Source organism: Amycolatopsis sp. NPDC050768, from assembly GCF_040654155.1.
In the GTDB taxonomy this organism is placed as follows: Bacteria; Actinomycetota; Actinomycetes; order Mycobacteriales; family Pseudonocardiaceae; genus Amycolatopsis.
The window spans coordinates 233,444-251,094 of record NZ_JBFAHL010000003.1 but is presented as its reverse complement, the minus strand read 5'-3'; the positions used below and the strand labels follow the sequence as shown (position 1 = coordinate 251,094).

The following is a 17,651-nucleotide window of genomic DNA, read 5'->3' as shown; positions in this document are numbered from 1 at the left end:
TTGTCCAGTAGGGAGTCCGCTTCCGTGAGCGAGTCCACGAGCGCCACGTACGCAGCCGCCGGTGTCAGCATCGAAGCCGGTGACCAGGCCGTCGAGCTGCTCAAGCCCCACGCCGAGCGCGCCACCCGCCCCGAGGTGCGCGGTGGCGTCGGCGGGTTCGCGGGGCTGTTCTCGCTCAAGCTCGACAAGTGGAAGGAGCCGGTGCTCGCGTCGTCCACCGACGGCGTGGGCACCAAGATCGCGGTCGCGCAGGCTCTGGACAAGCACGACACCGTGGGCATCGACCTGGTGGCCATGGTCGTCGACGACCTGGTCGTGACCGGCGCCGAGCCGCTGTTCCTGCAGGACTACATCGCCGTCGGCAAGGTCGTCCCAGAGATGATCGCGGCGCTCGTCGGCGGCATCGCCGAGGGCTGCGTGCAGGCCGGCTGCGCGCTGCTCGGCGGCGAGACGGCCGAGCACCCGGGCCTGATGGGCGAGCACGACTACGACATCTCGGCCACCGGCGTCGGCGTGGTCGAGGCGTCCGCGCTGCTCACGCCCGAGAAGGTGCGCCCTGGTGACGTCGTGCTGGCCATGGGTTCCTCGGGCCTGCACTCCAACGGCTACTCGCTGGCCCGCCACGTGCTGCTGGACATCGCGCGCATGCCGCTCGAAGGGCACGTCGAGGAGTTCGGCCGCACCCTCGGCGAGGAGCTGCTGGAGCCGACGAAGATCTACGCCAAGGACTGCCTGGCGCTGGCCGCCGAGACCGAGGTTCGCACGTTCGCGCACATCACCGGCGGCGGCCTCGAGGCGAACCTCGCGCGCGTGATGCCGCGGGGCCTCGTCGCACGGCTGGAACGCGGCACGTGGACGCCGGCACCGGTGTTCGCCCTGATCGGACAGCGCGGCAAGGTCGAGCGCGCCGAGCTGGAGAAGACGTTCAACATGGGCGTCGGCATGGTCGCGATCGTGTCGGCCGAGGACGTCGACCGGGCGCTGGCCGTGCTGACCGCGCGCCACGTGCCGGCGTGGATCCTCGGCGACGTGCAGCCGGCCGACAACCCCGACGGCCCGCGCGCCGTGCTCTCGGGCGACCACCCGCGGTTCTAGAAAACGCGGTTGTCGCGGCTGGAAGACTGGACGACGTGGCAGAGGACGTGGTGATCGGCTCCCGGTTCGTGATTCCGGCGGCCGAGTTGAGCGAGCGCTTCTCCCGGTCGTCCGGACCGGGCGGGCAGGGCGTGAACACCACCGACTCGCGCGTGGAGCTCTCGTTCGACGTCGCGCGGTCGGCGGTGATCCCGGAGCCGTTGCGCGAACGGATCGTGGCGCGGCTGGCCGGTCGCCTGGTCGACGGCGTGATCACCATCGCGGCCAGCGAGCAGCGTTCGCAGCTGCAGAACCGCGACGCCGCCCGCGAACGCCTCGCCGACCTGCTGCTCAAGGCTTCCGCGCCGCCGCCGGCCAAGCGGCGTCCCACCAAACCCTCCCGGGGTTCGAAGGAACGCCGCCTGGCCGCGAAGAAACGCCGCAGCGACGTGAAACGCGGCCGCGGCGGCCGGTTCGACGACTAGCTCACCGACAGGTGCACGCACTCGCCGGCCGGCTGGTAGCCGACGCGGCGGTAGACCGTGGCGATGCCCAGGTCGCCTGGGGTGAGGAAGGCCGTGGGGCCGCCTCGCTCGTGAACCAGGCGGGTGAGGTGCGCCGTGATCGCCGCGGCGATTCCCCGGCGGCGGTAGGCCTCGGCGACGGCGATGCCGGCGATCTCGGCCGCGCCGTCCACGATGTCCAGCGCGAACCCGCCGCCGATCACCGCGCCCGTCGCGGTGTCCTCGGCGCGCACGGCGCGATCGCCGAACGAGCGGGTGGTCGCCAGCTCCGCGTCGGACACCTCCGGGGACGCGCCGAAGGCCACGTTCTGCGCCGAACGCAGGCTGCGCAGGTCGGTGTCGGTCTCGGGAACACGGAGCACGATCCCGGCGGGTGCCGGGTGGTCCACGAAGTCGGCCGGGGTGCAGGTCATGAGCGGGATGCGCCGCTCGAGCGAGTACCCCCGCGCGACGAGGAGTTTCTCCAGGCCGGGCGCGGCTTCGGTGAAGAACTCCAGCCGGGGCTGCAGGCCGCGGCCCGCGTACGCCTCGGTCAGCGCAGTGATCTCCGCCGGTGACGGCTCGGCGCCGTCGTCGGGGATCGCGTAGTTGAGCATCGGGTGGCCGGTGGTGCGGGAGAAGGTCGCGAGGAACGGGCCGATCCGTTCGACGTCACGGCCTCGGGGTGCGGTGGCACGGACATACGCCTGAAGGGCGGACATGCTGGGTGATCCCTTTCGGGGTCGAAGGAGACCCACGCGCGCTGCCGAGAAGGGCAGGGCATGGGAAGGACGGCTGACGGGCTCGCGTCAGGCCTGACCTCGGCCGTCGCGAGCAGCGGCGGCAAACATAGGCGTTCCTTCGTCCGAAGATCCGAGAGCTTTCAGTGTCCCAGCGGGGGCAACCGATTTAACTCAGCGCCGTTCGCGGTGGCTCATCCCGGCGTAGCGCGTGTCCCACACCGAACGCGGCACGCGCAGGCGGACAGGCGCGTTGCAGACGGTCCGCCGCACCTGCTGCGGGATCGCGACCACGGGCACCACGTCGAAGTAGCGCCAGCCGCGGCGGGTCAGGGCGGCGCCGAGCGTGGCGCCGATGGTGTTGAGCAGCACGTCGTCGGTCGAGGTCACGCGGCCGCTGTGGATGAGGAACTGCGTGGCCTCCACCAGCACGGACGAGCTCAAGGCGGTGAGCGCGATCCGGCTGAGCGACCGCAGCCGGCGCAGGCGCAGCGGCGCGAGCGCGCCCAGCGGACACAGGAGCAGCAGGTTGCCGACGACTTGCCAGAGCGAACCGTCGTCGGACAGCGCGGCGGAGAGGTCGGCACCGGGCACGAGATCGAGCGTGCTCCCCGAAGCGGCGCCGACGGGCATGATGACCAGGCAGAGCACGAGCGCGCCGATCGTCACCGCCGTCACGTCGACGGCCGCGGTCGCCGACGCGTGGCCGAGGCTGATGCCGCTGCTTCTTCGCCGCCTCCGTGCGGCGAGCAAGGGCCAGCAGAGCAGCGCGTACGGCAGCGCGATGGCCGTGATCGGGATGATCCCCCAGAAAGCGCGCAGCAAGGCGCCCATGCGCTTCCCTTCTCGAACCCCTCTGAACTGTTTCTTCCCGCCTTCCCAAGATCAACCTTCGCATTGCCGGTTCGAGTCGGCATGCTCAGCGGGCCGCACTATTCGGTGATCTTTCCGGTGGCGCGAAACGGCTTCCCGTGGTTCGGTCGAGGCGCGGACCGTCCATAGTGGATGCTGTGGACAACCCTGTGGAAGGATTTCGCCGACTTGGTGAAAAGCCTTGTTCCACAACGGAAAACAAGGGTTCGAGCCTGTGTACTACCCGGCGAGCTCGCGCGCCTTCTCGATGAGTGCGGACAGGTGCAGGCCACGGTGGACGTCGCACGGATGCGTGGTCGTTCCACTCGCGACCATGGCCGCGAAGTCGTCCAGCAAGGCCGTGTAGGACTCCGCGGCGGTGCCTGGTTTGCGGCCGAGTGTCCGGTAGCCGTGCTCGCCGTAGACCGCGACCTCGACCACGGTCGGCTGAACCGGCAGCCGCAGCGACAGCGTCGCGGTGCTCGTGGCGCCGCCCTCGTGGGCGAACATCAGCTGCCACAGGTCATCGGGGCCGCGGTGGGCCGCGAGCACGTCGGTGATGCGGCCGAGGGCGGCGTCGAGCAGGTCGAACGCGTGCGGGCCGATGTCGGCGAGCGCGCCGCCGGACGCGTCGAGGCGCCAGGCAGAGGTCGAGTACTGCCCGCCGAGCAGCGCGCCCGACAGCCAGCGCGCGCCGCCGCCGCGCCAGCCGCCCGAGGCGGCGAGGCCGTCGAGCCACTCGCGCGTCTGCTGGGAGAACCGCAGCGTGAGCATCACGAGCGACGCGACGCCGGCTTTGTCCACGGCGTCGGCCAGCCGCTGCGCGCTCGCCAGGTCGGCGGCGATGGGCTTCTCGAGGATCAGGTGCTTGCCGGCCTCGGCCGCGCGCGTCGCGATCTCCGCCTGCACGGCGGGCGGCACGGCGAAGGCGAGGGCGTCGACCAGCGAGAACAGCTCCTCGAGATCGTCGGTGCCGACGGCGCCGTGGGCCTCGGCCAGCGGACGGGCGCTGGTGATGCGGCGCGCCCACACGGCGGTGAGCTCGGTGCCGGGGTGTTCGGTCACGCCCGGCGCGTGCACCGTGGTCGCCCAGGGACCGGTTCCGACGAGGCCGATGCGCAGCTGTCCGACGTCCACGCCCGGAAGTGTAGGTGTGTCCGGCGCCGCTTCCGGCGGGTACCTCCGGTGGGTTAACGTCGGTCAGCTGTACACCACGATCGGGGGAAGCCGGTGGGAATCCGGCGCTGACCCGCAACCGTGAGCGGCCGCCCGTGCGGCCGTGAGCCGGATCGCCCGCCGTGGTCCGACTCGATGCGAGGTTCATCAACGATGCAGTTGTTCCCTGCCCGGCTCCTTGCCGTGGCCGCGCTCCTGGTCACCGCCGGTCTGTCCGGCGCGAGTACCGCCACTGCGACCGTGCCCGGGAGGGGCACCGCGGGGTACTGCCCCGACGCCACGGGCGTGACGGTGGTCGTCGACTTCCAGGACCTCGGTGGCGATACCCTGATCCGCTGCGCGCCCGGGCCGCAGGCCGACGGCGTGGCGGCCATGCAGAACGCGGGCCTCGACCTCGCGGGCGTCGGCAAGTACGGCCTGGCGCTGATCTGCAAGATCGAGGGCAAACCGGCCGACCAGTCGTGCTCGGGGATGCCGCCCGAGAGCGCGTCGTGGAGCTTCTGGACGGCGACCGACGGTGGCAAGTGGGCTTCGAGCCAGGTCGGCGTGCAGGGCTGGAAGCCGCCGGCCGGGAGTTTCGAGGGCTGGTCGTTCGCGCACAACAAGTCCTTCCAGGACTATCCGCCGCCGCGGGTGGCACCGGTGCGGAAGGCCAACGCGCCTGTTCCCGCGGCCGCGGCTACGGATTCCGGCGGCAACGGCTTCCCGTGGAGCCTGGTGATCGGGCTCGTCGTGATCGCGGTGCTCGTCGTCGCGGGTGTGGTCGTCGGGCTGCGGCGCAGGCGTGCTGCCCGGTAACGCGCGGGCTCTGCACCCGGGCGCGTGGTGGGTGTGGGCGCTCGCGCTCGCCGTCGCCGCCAGCCGCACCACCAACCCGCTGCTGCTCACGCTGGTGATCGCCGTGGCCGGGTTCGTGGTGGTGAACCGCCGGGGCGACGCGCCGTGGGCGCTGGCTTTTCGCGTGTACGCGCTGGTCGCGGGCGTGATCGTGGTGTCACGCGTGCTGTTCCGCATCCTCATCGGCGGCGAGGACGGTGGCCACGTGCTCTTCACGCTGCCGGCGATCCCGCTGCCCGCCGCGGCCGCCGGGATCGAGCTGCTGGGGCCGACGTCGGCCGAGGAGCTGCTCGGCGGCTTCTATGACGGGCTGCGGCTCGCCACGATCGTGCTCTGCGTCGGCGCCGCCAACGCGTTGGCCAACCCGAAACGCCTGCTCAAGGCCGTGCCCGGCGCGTTGGCCGAGGTCAGCACAGCCGTCACGGTGGCGCTTTCGGTGGCGCCGCAGCTGGTGGAGAGCGTGCAGCGAGTGCGGCGCGCGCGGCGGCTGCGGGCGGCCCGCGGGCGGGGCCTGAGGTTTGTGAAGGGGGTTTTCGTGCCGGTGCTCGCGGACGCGATGGACCGCTCGCTCCTGCTGGCAGCGGCCATGGACTCGCGCGGCTACGGCCGGCGCGGCTACCTCGCGCCGCGCGTGCGCGTGCTGATCGCGACCTGCGTCCTCGCGGGGCTGTTCGGGGTCGCCGTCGGGGTGTACGGGGTGCTCGACGGGTCGTCGAGCTGGCTCGGCGTGCCGATGCTGGTGGCGGGCTTGGCCGTGGCGTCCGCCGGGTTCGTGCTGGGCGGGCGGCGGATCCAGCGGACGGCGTACCGGCCTGATCCGTGGCGGTTGCCGGAGACGTTGGTGGTGCTGTGCGGAGTCGCGTCGGCGGGGCTGCTGCTGGCTGCTCCGCCGGCGCAGCTGGCCACGTCGGTGAGCCCGCCGAGCTGGCCGACGTTGCCCTTGCTGCCGACGTTGGCCGTGTTGATCGCGGTGTTGCCGGCGTGGCTCGCGCCGCGGCCGCTGCCGGTCGCCCAGGTGGCACGATGATCGAGTTTTCACAGGTCACCGTCACCTATGACGGAGCTTCCTCACCGGTGCTGCGCGGCGTCGACCTCGTGGTGGAGGAAGGCGAGCTGTGCCTCGTGGCCGGACGCACGGGGGTCGGCAAGTCGACGTTTCTCGGCGCAATCAACGGGCTCGTGCCCCACTTCACCGGCGGGACGCTGGCCGGGCGTGTGCTCGTCGACGGCCTGGACACGGCCACGCACCCGCCGCGTGAGCTGGCCTCCGTGGTCGGCGTCGTGGGGCAGGACCCGCTCGCGGGGTTCGTCACGGACACCGTCGAGGAAGAGCTCGCGTACGCGATGGAGCAGCTGGCCGTGGCGCCCGACGTCATGCGCAAGCGCGTGGAGGAGACGCTCGACCTGCTGGGCATCGCCGAGCTGCGCGACCGTCCACTTCGGACGCTTTCGGGCGGACAGCAGCAGCGCGTGGCGATCGGGTCCGTGCTGACGGCGCACCCGCGCGTGCTCGTGCTGGACGAGCCGACGTCCGCCCTCGACCCGACGGCCGCCGAGGAGGTGCTGGCCGCGATCACGCGGCTGGTCCACGACCTCGGCACCACGGTCGTCGTCGCGGAGCACCGGATGGAGCGCGTGGCGCAGTACGCCGACCGGCTGCTTTACCTGCCGGGCGACGGTTCCGTGCGGTCCGGACCGCCGGCGGAGGTGTTCGCAGACGCCGACGTGGCGCCGCCGATCGTGGAGCTCGGCCGCTTCGCGGGCTGGTCGCCGCTGCCGCTCTCGGTGCGGGACGCGCGACGGCGGGCCGGGCCGTTGCGGGAGCGGCTCTCGTCGGTGACCCGCCCGGCCGCGGCCGGCGTGCCTGCGGAGGACGCACTCACCGCGCAGGGGGTGCAGGTGCGCTACGGGGGCGTAGCGGCCGTGTGTGGGGTGGACCTGCGGCTGGGCCGGGGCGAGGTCGTCGCGCTGATGGGACGCAACGGGTCTGGCAAGTCTTCGCTGCTGTGGGCGCTGCAGGGCAGTGGGCCGCGCTCGGGCGGGACCGTCGACGTGCTGGGGGCGGACCCGGCGTCGGTGCGGCCGCGGGCGGCGCGGTCGCGTGTCGGGCTGGTGCCGCAGACGCCGTCCGACCTGCTGTACCTCGACTCTGTGGCCGCCGAGTGCCGGCAGGCGGACGTCGAATCGGGCGCCGCCGCGGGCACGGCCCGGACACTGCTGGACCGGCTGGTTTCGGGTGTCTCCGCGGCTGCGAACCCTCGTGACCTCTCGGAAGGACAACGGCTCGCGCTGGTGCTGGCCGTGCAGCTGGCCGCCGCGCCGCCCGTCGTCCTGCTCGACGAGCCGACGCGCGGCCTGGACTACCCCGCGAAGCGCCACTTCGCCTCGGTGCTGGCCGCGTTGGCCGCCGAAGACCACGCGATCCTGCTGGCCACGCACGACGTCGAGTTCGTCGCCGTGGCCGCGCACCGCGTGGTGGTGCTGGCCGAAGGCGAGGTCGTGGCCGACGGCCCGACTGCCGACGTCGTCGTGTCGTCCCCGGCGTTCGCACCGCAGGTCGCGAAGGTCCTGGCGCCGCAGGAATGGCTGACGGTCGCCGAGGTCGAGCAGGCGCTGAGGTGACGGACTTCCTCGGGCCCGCCGTGCGGATCCGGCTGCGAACCGCCGCCGTGCTCGTGCTCGCCGTGGTCCTCGGCCTGGCGATGTTCTGCTGGCCGCTCTTCGTGTCCACGCCGCCTTCGGGCCACACGGCCGACGCGCCGTTCATCTTCATGGCGACCCTGCCGGTGCTGATCCTGATCCTGCTCGCCGAACTGTCCAGCGGCGGCCTCGACGCGAAGGCGCTGGCGCTACTCGGTGTCCTGTCCGCGGTCGACGCGGCGCTGCGGCCGCTCGGCGCCGGCACGGGCGGCATCGAGCTGGTGTTCTTCCTGCTCGTGCTCGCCGGTCGCGTCTTCGGCCCGGGCTTCGGCTTCGTGCTGGGCGCGACCTCGCTCTTCGCGTCCGCGCTGCTCACGGGCGGCGTCGGGCCGTGGCTGCCGTTCCAGATGCTCGCGTCTTCGCTGGTCGGCCTGGGTGCGGGGCTGCTGCCGCGGGGTGTGCGCGGCCGCTGGGAGATCGCGCTGCTCGCCGTCTACGGCGTGGTGGCCGCGTACTTCTACGGGCTCGCGATGAGCATGTTCACGTGGCCGTTCCTCGCGGGCACGTCGGCGCTGGACTTCGTGCCGGGCGCGCCGCTGGGCGCGAACCTGCACCGGTTCCTGGTCTTCACCGTGCTGACGTCCACACTCGGCTGGGACACGGGCCGCGCGATCACCAACCTCGTCGCGATCCTGGTCCTGGGCCCGGCCATCCTCACGATCCTGCGCCGCGCGGCTCGGCGAGCGGCGTTCACCCGACCCTGAGCGAACGCCCGGCCTCGTCGAGCACGTCGAAAATCAGTAGGTGTAGAAGCCCCGACCGGACTTCTTGCCCATCAGACCCGCGTCGACCATGCGCAGGAGAAGCGGCGGGGCCGCGTAGAGGGGCTCCTTGAACTCGTCGTACATCGAGTCCGCGATGGCCTTCACGGTGTCGAGGCCGATGAGGTCCGACAGGCGCAGCGGGCCCATCGGGTGGGCGGTGCCGAGCTCCATGCCGCGGTCGATGTCCTCGGCGGTGGCGAAGCCGGACTCGACCATGCGGATCGCCGAGAGCAGGTAGGGCACCAAAAGCGAGTTGACGATGAAGCCGGCGCGGTCCTGGGCGCGGATCACCGTCTTGCCCAAGGCCCCGGCGTGCTCCTCGGCGCGGCGGGCCGTGTCGTCGCCCGTCAGCAGCGACGGGACCAGCTCCACCAGTGGCAGCACCGGCACGGGGTTGAAGAAGTGGATGCCGACGACCTGCTGCGGCCGGTTCGTGGCCATGGCGATCTTCACGATCGGGATCGACGAGGTGTTGGACGCGAAGATCGCGTCTTCCCGGGAGACGATCTTGTCGAGCTGCCCGAAAACGTCGACCTTGGCCTGTTCCTGCTCGAGGATCGCCTCGATCACGAGGTCACGGTCGGCGAGCTCGGCCAGCTCCGTGGTGAAGCGCAGCCGGCCCAGCGCCGCATCGGCGTCCTCGGGCGACAGCTTGCCGTTCTTCACGCCCCGCTGCAGCGACTTCTCGATGCGCGCCTTGCCGGCGTCGAGAGCAGGCCGGCTGACCTCGGTGATCACCACGTCGAAACCCGACTTGGCGTGCACCTCGGCGATGCCCGAGCCCATCTGCCCGGCACCCACAACGCCGACTCGCTGAATGTCTGTCACCGGCTAGCTCCTTCGTCACGCAGGCACAGAAAATGGGCAGCACGCGACGCGCGAGGGTGGTGCCGGGCAGTGCCCGGACTCCACCCTCGCGTCTCGCGTCTGCTCAACGCCGGTATTCGTCGTACCCGTCGTCGTACGGGTCCTCGTTGTCGTCCTCGTCCTCATGCCCGTTGCCGGGAGAGGAATCACTCGACAGCTCGCGCTGCAAAGCATCGAAATCGGTGTCGTGGGAGCTGTACTTGAGCTCGCGCGCCACCTTCGTCTGCTTGGCCTTAGCCCGGCCGCGCCCCATGGCTCGACCCCCTCGCACAGGGGCGGGGCGGCCGGGGGAATCGGCGGCCCCGCATCGTCTCGACAGTTCTTTCCTGGTCACACCGTACCGTGTCCCGGGGGTTCGATGCGACGTGGCACGGTGTGCCGGTGGCGACAGTGTCCGCCGGACGCTGGTTACCGGCCTGTCGGGGGTGATCCGCGCAGGTGGGCGTGCCACGATGCTCAGGTGCTCCGTCCCTTCGTGGCGTATCTGAGGGTGTACGAACCCCTGCTCGCGCTCGGTGACCCGCCCGACGACCGCCTGCGTGAAGCCGTCGCCGCGGCGAAGCTGCGCCGGGCCGCGATCGGCGAACGCGAGCAGGCCGTGTGGCTCAAGTCACAGGCCGCCGCGCCCGCCCGGTTGCTGCCCGCGGAGCTCGCCGACGGCCGGCCCGCGCCGAGCTTGCTGACCGACGTCCTCGTGCTCGACCCGGCGGAGGTGCCGGCCGGGCACCCCGGCGCCGGCCCGTTCGTCTGCCCGCTCGAACTGCGCGCCCGCGCGGCCGCCGCGCTGGTGACGTTCCTCGGCGACACGACCCCGGCGTTGAAGAACGCCGTGCTCGACGCCGGCGGGGTCTCGGCCGACCGCGCCCGCTCGCGCACGAAGGCCGCGATGGCCGACCTGACCACGGCCGCCGCCCACACGCTCACCACCACCTGGACCGTGCCGCTGCCGTGGTTCGTCCTCGTCGACCCCGACGAGCGCAAGCTCGTGCTCGGCTCCGGCCAGGACGATCCGGTGCGCGAGCTTTCGTGGCGCATGTCGATGTCCGACGCGCTGACCCGCGCGGTCGAGGCCGGCGAGCTGATCGAGGCCGCGTTCGGCGACTCCGGTCCGGGCCGCGTGCTGTCGCAGACGCGCCAGTGGCTGGAGAGCTTCGACCCCGACTCCGTAGTGGAACTGGACTACGGCGGCCTGGTACAGCTGTTCGCCGATGCGATCCTCGAGTCCGACACCACGGCCGAGGAGGTCCACGACATCCTCGAGGCCCTGCGCACCGGCAACGTCGAGGAGCTGGCCGAGCTGTTCTCCGAGCTGCGCGAGTTCTGGGGCGACCTCGCGGCTAGGGAGCGCTCCAACTGACGCGCAGCCGGCCCACGGGCCGGCCACCCCCGAGCACGGGCGGGTTCGCGAGGGCTTCGAGGTCGGAAACGTCCACGCCCAGGTACGCGAGCACCGCCACGGCCAGCGGCGCGCAGCCGCGCTTCGCGCCGTCCGACAGCTTCAGCGCCACCGCCGTGCCGTCGGCCAGCGCGAACGCCAGCACGCCCTCGGCGCCGATCTTCGACAGCAGCCCCGGCACCGCGCCCATCAGCGCGGTGTCCTCCCGGTCCGTGCCGGCGACCAGCCACGGGTGCGCGCGCATGGCGTCGGCGACGCGCAGCTCTTCGGACCCCGCAGAAGCCTGCACCAACCGGCCGAACGCCCGCGCCAGACCGGTGAGCGAGTAGGCGAACAGCGGCGCACCGCAGCCGTCGACGCCGGTGGTGGCGATCGGTTCCCCGGTCAGCTCCACCACGGTGTCGGCGAGTGCCTTCTGCAACGGGTGGCCCGACTGCTCGTAACCGTCGGTCGGCCAGCCCGCGGCGACGCAGGTGGCGAGCATGCCGGCGTGCTTGCCGGAGCAGTTCATCGTGACGCGCAGCGGTTCGGTCGCCGCGTGCATCGTCGGCTCGTGCAGCGGGTACGCGGGCGGGCAGGCCAGCGCCGACTCGTCGAGGCCGGCCGCCGCGAGCATTGCCGCGACGCGCTCGACGTGGCCGGCCTCGCCGGAGTGGGAACCGCAGGCCAGCGCGAGGTCCGCGCCGTCGTGGTCCAGGCCGGCGCGCAGCATGCCGACACCCTGCAGGGGTTTGGTCGACGACCGCGGGAACACCGGACTCGTCACGCCGCCGACCTCGTGGATCACGGTGCCGTCTGGCGCCGTGATCACGAGCGAACCGCGGTGCACGCTTTCCACGAGGCCGGACCGCTCGACCTCGACGAGAACCGGTTCCGTCACTCTTCGGTGCGTCCGAGCTCGGAGTCGAGCAGCTCGTCGACGGTCGCGGAGCCGCGCTGGTAGCGGCCGGCGATCTCGGCGTTGAGGGTGTCCATCACGCCTTGCACCTGGCGCCGGAACGTGGACACCGAAGACTCCTCGGTGGCGTACGTGTCGAGCGCGGAAGCGAGCTTGCCGTCGGACAGCGTGCCGACGTCGGTGAGGTCCGTGTCGCCGATCAGCGCCTCGGCGTGGCGGCGGTGCTCGCCGGCACGCGAGGGTTCGAGCTGCTGGTGGCGCCCGGAACCGGTGGCGGGCCCGAGCGCGTTGTCGGCGAGGATCGTGGCGAGCTGGTCGACGATGCTGTTGACGCCACCGGACGACCGGCGCTGCTGCTCCGCGCGCACGATGTCGATCCGCGCGTGCAGCAGCCGGCGCAGGTACGAGAGGTCGGTCTCCTCCTGCGCGGCCTCGTCACGGCGTTCGCGCAGCACCGGCAGCGGCAGGTCGCCGAGTCCGGTGAGGTATCCCGGGGCGAGGACGCGGTCGATCCGCCGTCGCCCACCGGGACGCACTTCGATCACGGGCACATCCTGCTCTAGATTCCCCGACAATGCTACCGCCGGGTTCACTTCAGCCCCGCAACCGTTGTGCGGCCTCCCGACCAGGGGCGGCGTGCTCACCCGGCACGGAGTCCGGGTCCACGATGGCCTGAACGGTGCGGTCAGTGTTGTTTTCAGAATCCTCGGCCGCGTCGTCTTTCCCCAGGCCGGCCAGCAGTTCCGCGCCCGCGGGCACGGAGCGCTTGACCAGGGCCAGCGCGATCGGGCCGAGCTCGTGGTGCTGCACGACGGTGCCCACGCGGCCCACCACGCGTTCGCCAAGGCGCACCGGGTCACCTGTTTCGGGCGTGATCTCGGGTGAACCGTCGAGGTGCAGCAGCGCGAGGTAGCGCGGCGGGCGCCCGACGTTGTGCACCTTCGCGACGGTTTCCTGGCCGCGGTAGCAGCCCTTCGCCACGTGGGCGGCGCTGCCGATCCAGCCGACCTCGTGCGGGATGGCGCGGTCGTCGGTGTCCACGCCGACCCGCGGGTGCCGCGATTCCACGCGCAGCGCGTCGAACGTCCAGCTGCCGGCCGGGCGCGCGCCCGCGTCGGTGAGGCGCTGCCACCACGTCGCGAGCTCTTCGCGCGGCACGAGAAGGTCCACACTGGACCGAGAAGGCCACGGCATGCGGCGCGCGAAACCGCCGCCGGGCAACGCCGACACGGAATACGGCTCGGTGCCGACCTCCACCCCGACCGCGGTGAGCACGCGTTCGGACTCGGGCCCGAGCACGGTGAGGACGGCGAGTTCCGTTGTGGCGTCGCGGATCTCGACCTTCGACCAGAACTTCATCGCCTCGAGGTATTCACGCAACGTCTGCTTGCCGCCCTTGGGCAGTGCGCTCGTCGCGACGGGGCCGGGGTCGCTGTCGAGCCAGACGGTGCCGTCGAGGTGCGCCAGCACGAAGTGCGTGTCGACGTGACCCTGGCTGTCGAGCACGAGGGCTTCGGTGCCGGACCCTTCGGGCAGCTCCGTCACGTGCTGGGAGATCACGAGGTGCAGCCAGCTCAAGCGTTCTTCGCCTGAAACAGCCAGGACTTCGCGGTGCGAGCGGTCGATCACGACCACGCCGCGGGCGGCGGTGCGCTGCTCGGCGAACGGATCGCCCCAGTGCCACGGAACTCCCGCCTCGGGGTGTCCGTCAGGCGCGGCGATCGAGCGGGGGGCTTCGAGCAACGGCGAGCGGTAGGCCATAACCACAAGACTAGGTGAGTACCGTGACACTATGCGCGTCCTCGCCTTCCTCGATGGAACCCTGGCCGACCCCGAAGCCGCCCACATTCGTGTGGACGACCTCGGTTTGCTGCGCGGAGACGGGGTGTTCGAGACCATCCTCGTGGCTGATAAAAAACCGCGGGAACTGCGCCCGCACCTCGACCGACTCGCCCGTTCCGCGGCGATGCTGGAGCTGCCGGCGCCCGACCTCGCCGCCTTCGAGACGGCCGCCCGCGCCGTGATCGACAACTGGGCCGGTGGTCGGGAAATCGCGTTGAAACTCGTGTACACGCGGGGTGTCGACGGCGATCCGGCCGGCACGCCGACCGCGTTCGCCATCGGCATGGAGATCGACGAGAAGGTGCGCCGCGCCCGCGCCGAGGGCGTCGCCGCGGTGACACTGGAACGCGGCTTCGGACCCGAGGTCGCCGAGCGCGCGCCGTGGCTGCTGCTGGGCGCGAAGACCGTTTCGTACGCCGTGAACATGGCCGCCCTGCGCGAGGCAGGCCGTCGTGGCGCACAGGATGTGATCTTCACCGCTGCCGACGGTTCCGTGCTGGAAGGCCCGACGTCCACGGTCGTACTGGCCCGCGAGCGCACGCTCTACACGCCGCCGTCCACCGTCGGGATCCTGCCGGGCACCACGCAGGCGGCGCTGTTCCGCGGTGCGGAGAAGGCGGGCTGGACGGTGAAGGTGGAGCCGTTCTCCGCCGCCGACCTGGCGACGGCCGACGGGGTGTTCCTCGCGTCGTCGGTCCGGCTCGTCACCCGCGTGCACACGCTGGACGGCACCGCCCTGCCCGGCTCGGCGGAGCTGCACCGCGAGCTGGTGGCGGCCTACGAAGGCGAGTACTGAGCCGGCGCCTCGCTGATCACCACGGCGGACGCGCGCACGCCTTCGGCCTCGTAGGCGGCGATCTTGTGGTGCCCGACCAGGATCAACGGCCGGGTGCCCGACAGCACGACGGCCACGGGACGGTGGCCGGTCCGGATCGCGGTGCGGTAGTAGGCGACGCGCGCTTCGTCGTCGGGCGGCCAGGTCGCGGTGGGCACGAGGGGCTCGTCGGCGTCGAGACGGGCGGGGCCGTCGACCTGGTAACACCCGTCGACGAGCAGGGCCAGCAGGTCGCGCAGGGTCTCGGCCAGCGGACGGCGCAGCTGACCCGTGGCCAGCGCGATGCGCAACGACTGCGGCAGCTCCATCTGCGTGCCACCGTTTCGTTCCAGGACCCTGTTCAGCTCCAGGACACCTGTCCCACCCGCGACCGTTACCCGTTCCACGCTCATCAAGACGAGCGGAACCGCACAGAGGTTCCAGGGCGTGCCTGAGCGAGTGCGCCGAGTGACCCGCGTCTCACCACTGCGGCCACCGGGTAGCCGCCGGTCGTGGGGTGATCGGCGAGGAAAACGACGGGCAGGCCGCTCGGCGGGACCTGGATCGCGCCGGTCAGGAGGCCCTCGCTGGGCAGCTCGGCGGTGTTCGCGCGCCGCAGCGGCGGGCCGTCGAGGCGCAGGCCGACGCGGTTGGACTGCGGCGTCACCGTCCACCACGCGCCGAGACCCTCGACGAGGTCGGTGAACCAGTCGTCGCGCGGGCCGAGGACCACGGGCACGACGAGCCGCTCGGGTGCCGCGGGGGCGACCACCACGTCGGCTCCCGCCGGCACTCCGGTGACCGCGCCGAGCGGCAGCGAAACGCCGTCTTCCAGCGGTTCCGGCCCGATGCCCGACAGGACGTCCCGCGAGCGGCTGCCCAGCACCGGCTCGACGGCGATCCCGCCCGAAACCGCCAGGTAGCTGCGCAAACCGGCCGACGGGTGGCCGAGCGCAAGCGTTTGCCCCTCCCGTAGCGAGACGGCCGAGTGGGAACCGACGTGCCGGTCGTCCACCTGCACCGGCACGAGGGGTCCGGTCACGGCGACCGTGCACGGCGCCGTCGCCCGCACGGTAAGCCCACCCAGCAACGCTTCGATCCCGGCCGCGTCCTCGGGGTTGCCGACCAGGCGGTTGCCGAGGCGCAGGGCGGCGACGTCGAGAGCACCGGAAGGGGGCACGCCGAGGTGCGCGTATCCGGGCCGGCCGAGGTCCTGCACCAGCGCGAGCGGTCCCGTGTGGACGATCTCCAGCGCGCGCATCACACGCTCCGGAAGCGCACGCGGTCACCGGGCGCGAACAGCGCGGGCCGCTCGGCGGCCGGGTCGAACAGCGTCGCGTCGGTGTGCCCGAGCAGCCGCCAGCCCCCGGGTGACTCGCGCGGGTAGACGCCGGTGAACTCGCCCCCGATGCCCACGGACCCGGCGGGGACCTTCGTGCGCGGGGACTCGAGCCGGGGTTGCCGCAGTGCGTCCGGCAGCCCGGTCAGGTAGCCGAAACCGGGCGCGAAGCCGGTGAACGCGACGGTGTACTGGGCTTCGGTGTGCAGCTTGACGACGTCGGCCTCGGAGACCCCGGCATCGCGCGCCACGAGCGGCAGGTCCTCGCCGTCGTAGTGGACGTCCAGCGTGACCTCACGCGGCGACCCGGCGGGCGGGTGCGTGAGGTCGGCGCCGTCGAGCAGCTCCCGCACCGACTTGAGCGCGGGTGACCCGGGCTCCGCCACCACCAGCAGGCTGCGGGCCCCGGGCACGAGGTCGGCGATCCCGTCGACGCCGGCGGCCTCGACCGTGGCCCGGGCGGCGGTCATCTGCGCGAGCGAGTCGCAGTCGAGCAGGGCGGCGTGCTCGCCGCAGGGCCGCCAGAGCATGGACAGAGCGTACTGTGCCGATCGTTACCAATCCGACCACAGTCACGGCCGAATGGCTTCGTAGCAACGGTTACGTGCCGCGTGGGGGTCGGCCTGCTTTTGGCCGGATTGGTAACCGTGCCGATCGTTACCAATCCGACCACAGTCACGGCCGAATGGCTTCGTAGCAACGGTTACGTGCCGCGCGGGGGGTCGGCCTGCTTTTGGCCGGATTGGTAACGGCCCTGCTCAGCCCACGACGCGGTGCAGCAGAGCCGACACGTGCGGCTGCATCTCCTGGCCCATCATCGCGCGCTCCTCGACGTAGCCGAGGCTGCCTTCGATGAGGCCGTAGAGCCGCTGCGCCGCGGTGACGTCCTTGGCCGTGGCCGTGCGGATCACCGCGTCGGTGCCCAGCTCCCACGACGTCTGGTTGCGCGGCTTGCCGTAGTAGAGCTCCACGATGCCTGAGCTGTGCGTGAGCAGCAGCTCGATCGTGTCGTCCTCCTTCGGCCGCCAGAACCCGCTCTCGCGGGCGGCGGGGCGGATGACGTTGCCCTCGTCGTCGAGCAGCCACGCGCGGGCCTCGTGCGTGAGGAACGGGCGGCCGTCGTGCGCGATGGTGAGCTGCTGCGCGAACTTGACCGGCCCCTCGATGGTGGGGTAGTCGACCTCGCCCTCACCGCGCCAGACGCCGACCATCGGCAGCAGCGCAAGGCACGCGTCGTTCAGGTTCGGGCCCTCGCGCAGGTTGGCCGTGTCGTTGGGGATCGGCAGGTCGTCCCACAACGGCAGGTTGCGCGCGCGGGTGCTCGCCGCGCGCTCCTCCGCGGCCGCGATGGCGTCGTCGCCACTGGCGGTCATGGTGCTCAGCGCTGGTCGGCGTACAGCCGGTAGACGACATAGCAGGCGAACCACACGATGGCGACTGCCGCCAGGGCCAGCAGGATCGTAAACAGGGTCTCCACAGCGAGGACAATAGTCGGCCCGGGGCACTCAGGCTCCGCGCAGGGTCGTCACGGTGAGCACAGTCACGACGAGCAGCACGCCACCGGCCACGGCCATGGCCGCGTGCAGCCCGGCTGTCAGGTTCGCGCCGTCCGCGAGGAGGGCGCCGAGCGCGGCCACCCCGAGGGCCGTGCCCGTCTGGCGGGCGGCGTTGCCGGTGGCCGACGGTCCACCGGGATGTGGTCCATCGGAGAGACGGCCGCGAAGCTCGGCGTCGCGGTGTCGGCGCCGCGCTACTGGGACGAACGCGGGCTCGTGCGCCCGGCCACGCGCCGCTCGGGCAAACGCCTCTACGGCGAGGCCGAGCTGCACCGGCTGACCATCGTGAAGAT

At 72.0% G+C, this 17,651-nt stretch carries 20 protein-coding genes, 1 pseudogene and 1 riboswitch; of the genes and pseudogenes, 9 read left to right on the top strand and 12 right to left on the bottom strand.

Going from position 1 to position 17,651, the window contains the following annotated elements:
- Positions 1–24 precede the first annotated feature (24 nt).
- Complete coding sequence (purM, locus tag AB0H62_RS11265) at positions 25–1,095, top strand: phosphoribosylformylglycinamidine cyclo-ligase (RefSeq protein WP_354864990.1); 1,071 nt, start codon at positions 25–27, stop codon at positions 1,093–1,095.
- 35 nt (positions 1,096–1,130) lie between these two features.
- Positions 1,131–1,559: an alternative ribosome rescue aminoacyl-tRNA hydrolase ArfB gene (gene arfB / locus AB0H62_RS11260; RefSeq protein WP_255638540.1), complete on the top strand. Its 429-nt coding sequence runs from the start codon at positions 1,131–1,133 to the stop codon at positions 1,557–1,559.
- Here the strand turns inward: arfB and AB0H62_RS11255 are convergent.
- The 3 genes from AB0H62_RS11255 to AB0H62_RS11245 all read right to left on the bottom strand — a co-directional run bounded on the left by AB0H62_RS11255 (position 1,556) and on the right by AB0H62_RS11245 (position 4,306).
- A complete protein-coding gene (locus tag AB0H62_RS11255) occupies positions 1,556–2,299 on the bottom strand; it encodes a GNAT family N-acetyltransferase (protein WP_220245077.1) in 744 nt (247 codons plus the stop codon). The two genes, arfB and AB0H62_RS11255, sit on opposite strands and share 4 nt — an antisense overlap.
- Positions 2,300–2,491: 192 nt before the next feature.
- Complete coding sequence (locus AB0H62_RS11250) at positions 2,492–3,151, bottom strand: VanZ family protein (RefSeq protein ID WP_220245076.1); 660 nt, start codon at positions 3,149–3,151, stop codon at positions 2,492–2,494.
- Between the two features lie 258 nt (positions 3,152–3,409).
- Complete coding sequence (locus AB0H62_RS11245; RefSeq protein ID WP_360585632.1) at positions 3,410–4,306, bottom strand: Gfo/Idh/MocA family oxidoreductase; 897 nt, start codon at positions 4,304–4,306, stop codon at positions 3,410–3,412.
- Between the two features lie 43 nt (positions 4,307–4,349).
- Positions 4,350–4,485: riboswitch (cobalamin riboswitch) on the top strand.
- Between the two features lie 13 nt (positions 4,486–4,498).
- Here AB0H62_RS11245 and AB0H62_RS11240 point away from each other — a divergent pair.
- The 4 genes from AB0H62_RS11240 to AB0H62_RS11225 are packed head-to-tail and all read left to right on the top strand — an operon-like array spanning position 4,499 to position 8,586.
- Complete coding sequence (locus tag AB0H62_RS11240; protein ID WP_360585630.1) at positions 4,499–5,143, top strand: hypothetical protein; 645 nt, start codon at positions 4,499–4,501, stop codon at positions 5,141–5,143.
- Positions 5,133–6,209 carry a CbiQ family ECF transporter T component gene (locus AB0H62_RS11235; protein ID WP_360585997.1) on the top strand — a complete coding sequence of 359 codons (1,077 nt, stop codon included), beginning with the start codon at positions 5,133–5,135 and terminating at the stop codon, positions 6,207–6,209. The genes AB0H62_RS11240 and AB0H62_RS11235 overlap by 11 nt, the downstream gene beginning before the upstream one ends.
- The gene (locus tag AB0H62_RS11230; protein ID WP_220245073.1) at positions 6,206–7,804 is read left to right on the top strand and encodes an ABC transporter ATP-binding protein; all 1,599 of its coding nucleotides are present in this window, start codon (positions 6,206–6,208) and stop codon (positions 7,802–7,804) included. The genes AB0H62_RS11235 and AB0H62_RS11230 overlap by 4 nt, the downstream gene beginning before the upstream one ends.
- Entirely contained in the window at positions 7,801–8,586 is a 786-nt protein-coding gene (locus AB0H62_RS11225) for an ECF transporter S component (protein WP_220245072.1), read from the top strand. The genes AB0H62_RS11230 and AB0H62_RS11225 overlap by 4 nt, the downstream gene beginning before the upstream one ends.
- 33 nt (positions 8,587–8,619) lie before the next feature.
- On the opposite strand, the gene AB0H62_RS11220 is transcribed toward AB0H62_RS11225, so the two are convergent.
- Both AB0H62_RS11220 and AB0H62_RS11215 read right to left on the bottom strand, forming a co-directional pair.
- On the bottom strand, positions 8,620–9,474 hold the full coding sequence (locus tag AB0H62_RS11220; protein ID WP_220245071.1) for a 3-hydroxybutyryl-CoA dehydrogenase: 855 nt from the start codon (positions 9,472–9,474) through the stop codon (positions 8,620–8,622).
- A gap of 103 nt (positions 9,475–9,577) precedes the next feature.
- Positions 9,578–9,766: a DUF3073 domain-containing protein gene (locus AB0H62_RS11215; protein WP_220245070.1), complete on the bottom strand. Its 189-nt coding sequence runs from the start codon at positions 9,764–9,766 to the stop codon at positions 9,578–9,580.
- 207 nt (positions 9,767–9,973) lie between these two features.
- On the opposite strand from AB0H62_RS11215, the gene AB0H62_RS11210 reads away from it, so the two are divergent.
- Positions 9,974–10,870 (top strand): hypothetical protein, encoded by an 897-nt coding sequence (locus AB0H62_RS11210; protein WP_360585627.1) that lies wholly within the window; start codon positions 9,974–9,976, stop codon positions 10,868–10,870.
- Here the strand turns inward: AB0H62_RS11210 and AB0H62_RS11205 are convergent.
- From AB0H62_RS11205 to AB0H62_RS11195, 3 genes are read right to left on the bottom strand one after another with little or no spacing between them, the layout of a single operon-like run.
- Positions 10,851–11,789, bottom strand: coding sequence for an asparaginase (locus AB0H62_RS11205; RefSeq protein ID WP_360585625.1), 939 nt, complete (start codon positions 11,787–11,789; stop codon positions 10,851–10,853). The genes AB0H62_RS11210 and AB0H62_RS11205 overlap by 20 nt on opposite strands.
- Positions 11,786–12,352 carry an aerial mycelium formation protein gene (locus AB0H62_RS11200; protein WP_220245067.1) on the bottom strand — a complete coding sequence of 189 codons (567 nt, stop codon included), beginning with the start codon at positions 12,350–12,352 and terminating at the stop codon, positions 11,786–11,788. Before AB0H62_RS11200 ends, AB0H62_RS11205 begins: the two co-directional genes overlap by 4 nt.
- Positions 12,353–12,401: 49 nt before the next feature.
- The gene (locus AB0H62_RS11195) at positions 12,402–13,568 is read right to left on the bottom strand and encodes a folate-binding protein (RefSeq protein ID WP_220245066.1); all 1,167 of its coding nucleotides are present in this window, start codon (positions 13,566–13,568) and stop codon (positions 12,402–12,404) included.
- 31 nt (positions 13,569–13,599) lie between these two features.
- On the opposite strand from AB0H62_RS11195, the gene AB0H62_RS11190 reads away from it, so the two are divergent.
- A complete protein-coding gene (locus AB0H62_RS11190; protein ID WP_360585623.1) occupies positions 13,600–14,445 on the top strand; it encodes an aminodeoxychorismate lyase in 846 nt (281 codons plus the stop codon).
- Here the strand turns inward: AB0H62_RS11190 and AB0H62_RS11185 are convergent.
- From AB0H62_RS11185 to AB0H62_RS11170, 4 genes are all read right to left on the bottom strand, one after another.
- Positions 14,427–14,870, bottom strand: a complete 444-nt coding sequence (locus tag AB0H62_RS11185; protein WP_220247230.1) for a hypothetical protein — start codon at positions 14,868–14,870, stop codon at positions 14,427–14,429. The two genes, AB0H62_RS11190 and AB0H62_RS11185, sit on opposite strands and share 19 nt — an antisense overlap.
- Positions 14,871–14,875: 5 nt before the next feature.
- The gene (locus AB0H62_RS11180) at positions 14,876–15,724 is read right to left on the bottom strand and encodes a biotin-dependent carboxyltransferase family protein (RefSeq protein ID WP_360585621.1); all 849 of its coding nucleotides are present in this window, start codon (positions 15,722–15,724) and stop codon (positions 14,876–14,878) included.
- Complete coding sequence (gene pxpB / locus AB0H62_RS11175; RefSeq protein ID WP_360585619.1) at positions 15,724–16,332, bottom strand: 5-oxoprolinase subunit PxpB; 609 nt, start codon at positions 16,330–16,332, stop codon at positions 15,724–15,726. The genes AB0H62_RS11180 and pxpB overlap by 1 nt, the downstream gene beginning before the upstream one ends.
- Before the next feature lie 228 nt (positions 16,333–16,560).
- Complete coding sequence (locus tag AB0H62_RS11170; protein WP_220245062.1) at positions 16,561–17,175, bottom strand: FABP family protein; 615 nt, start codon at positions 17,173–17,175, stop codon at positions 16,561–16,563.
- Between the two features lie 57 nt (positions 17,176–17,232).
- Here AB0H62_RS11170 and AB0H62_RS11165 point away from each other — a divergent pair.
- Positions 17,233–17,634: pseudogene (locus AB0H62_RS11165) on the top strand (MerR family transcriptional regulator); the annotation flags it as partial.
- Between the last annotated feature and the right edge of the window lie 17 nt (positions 17,635–17,651).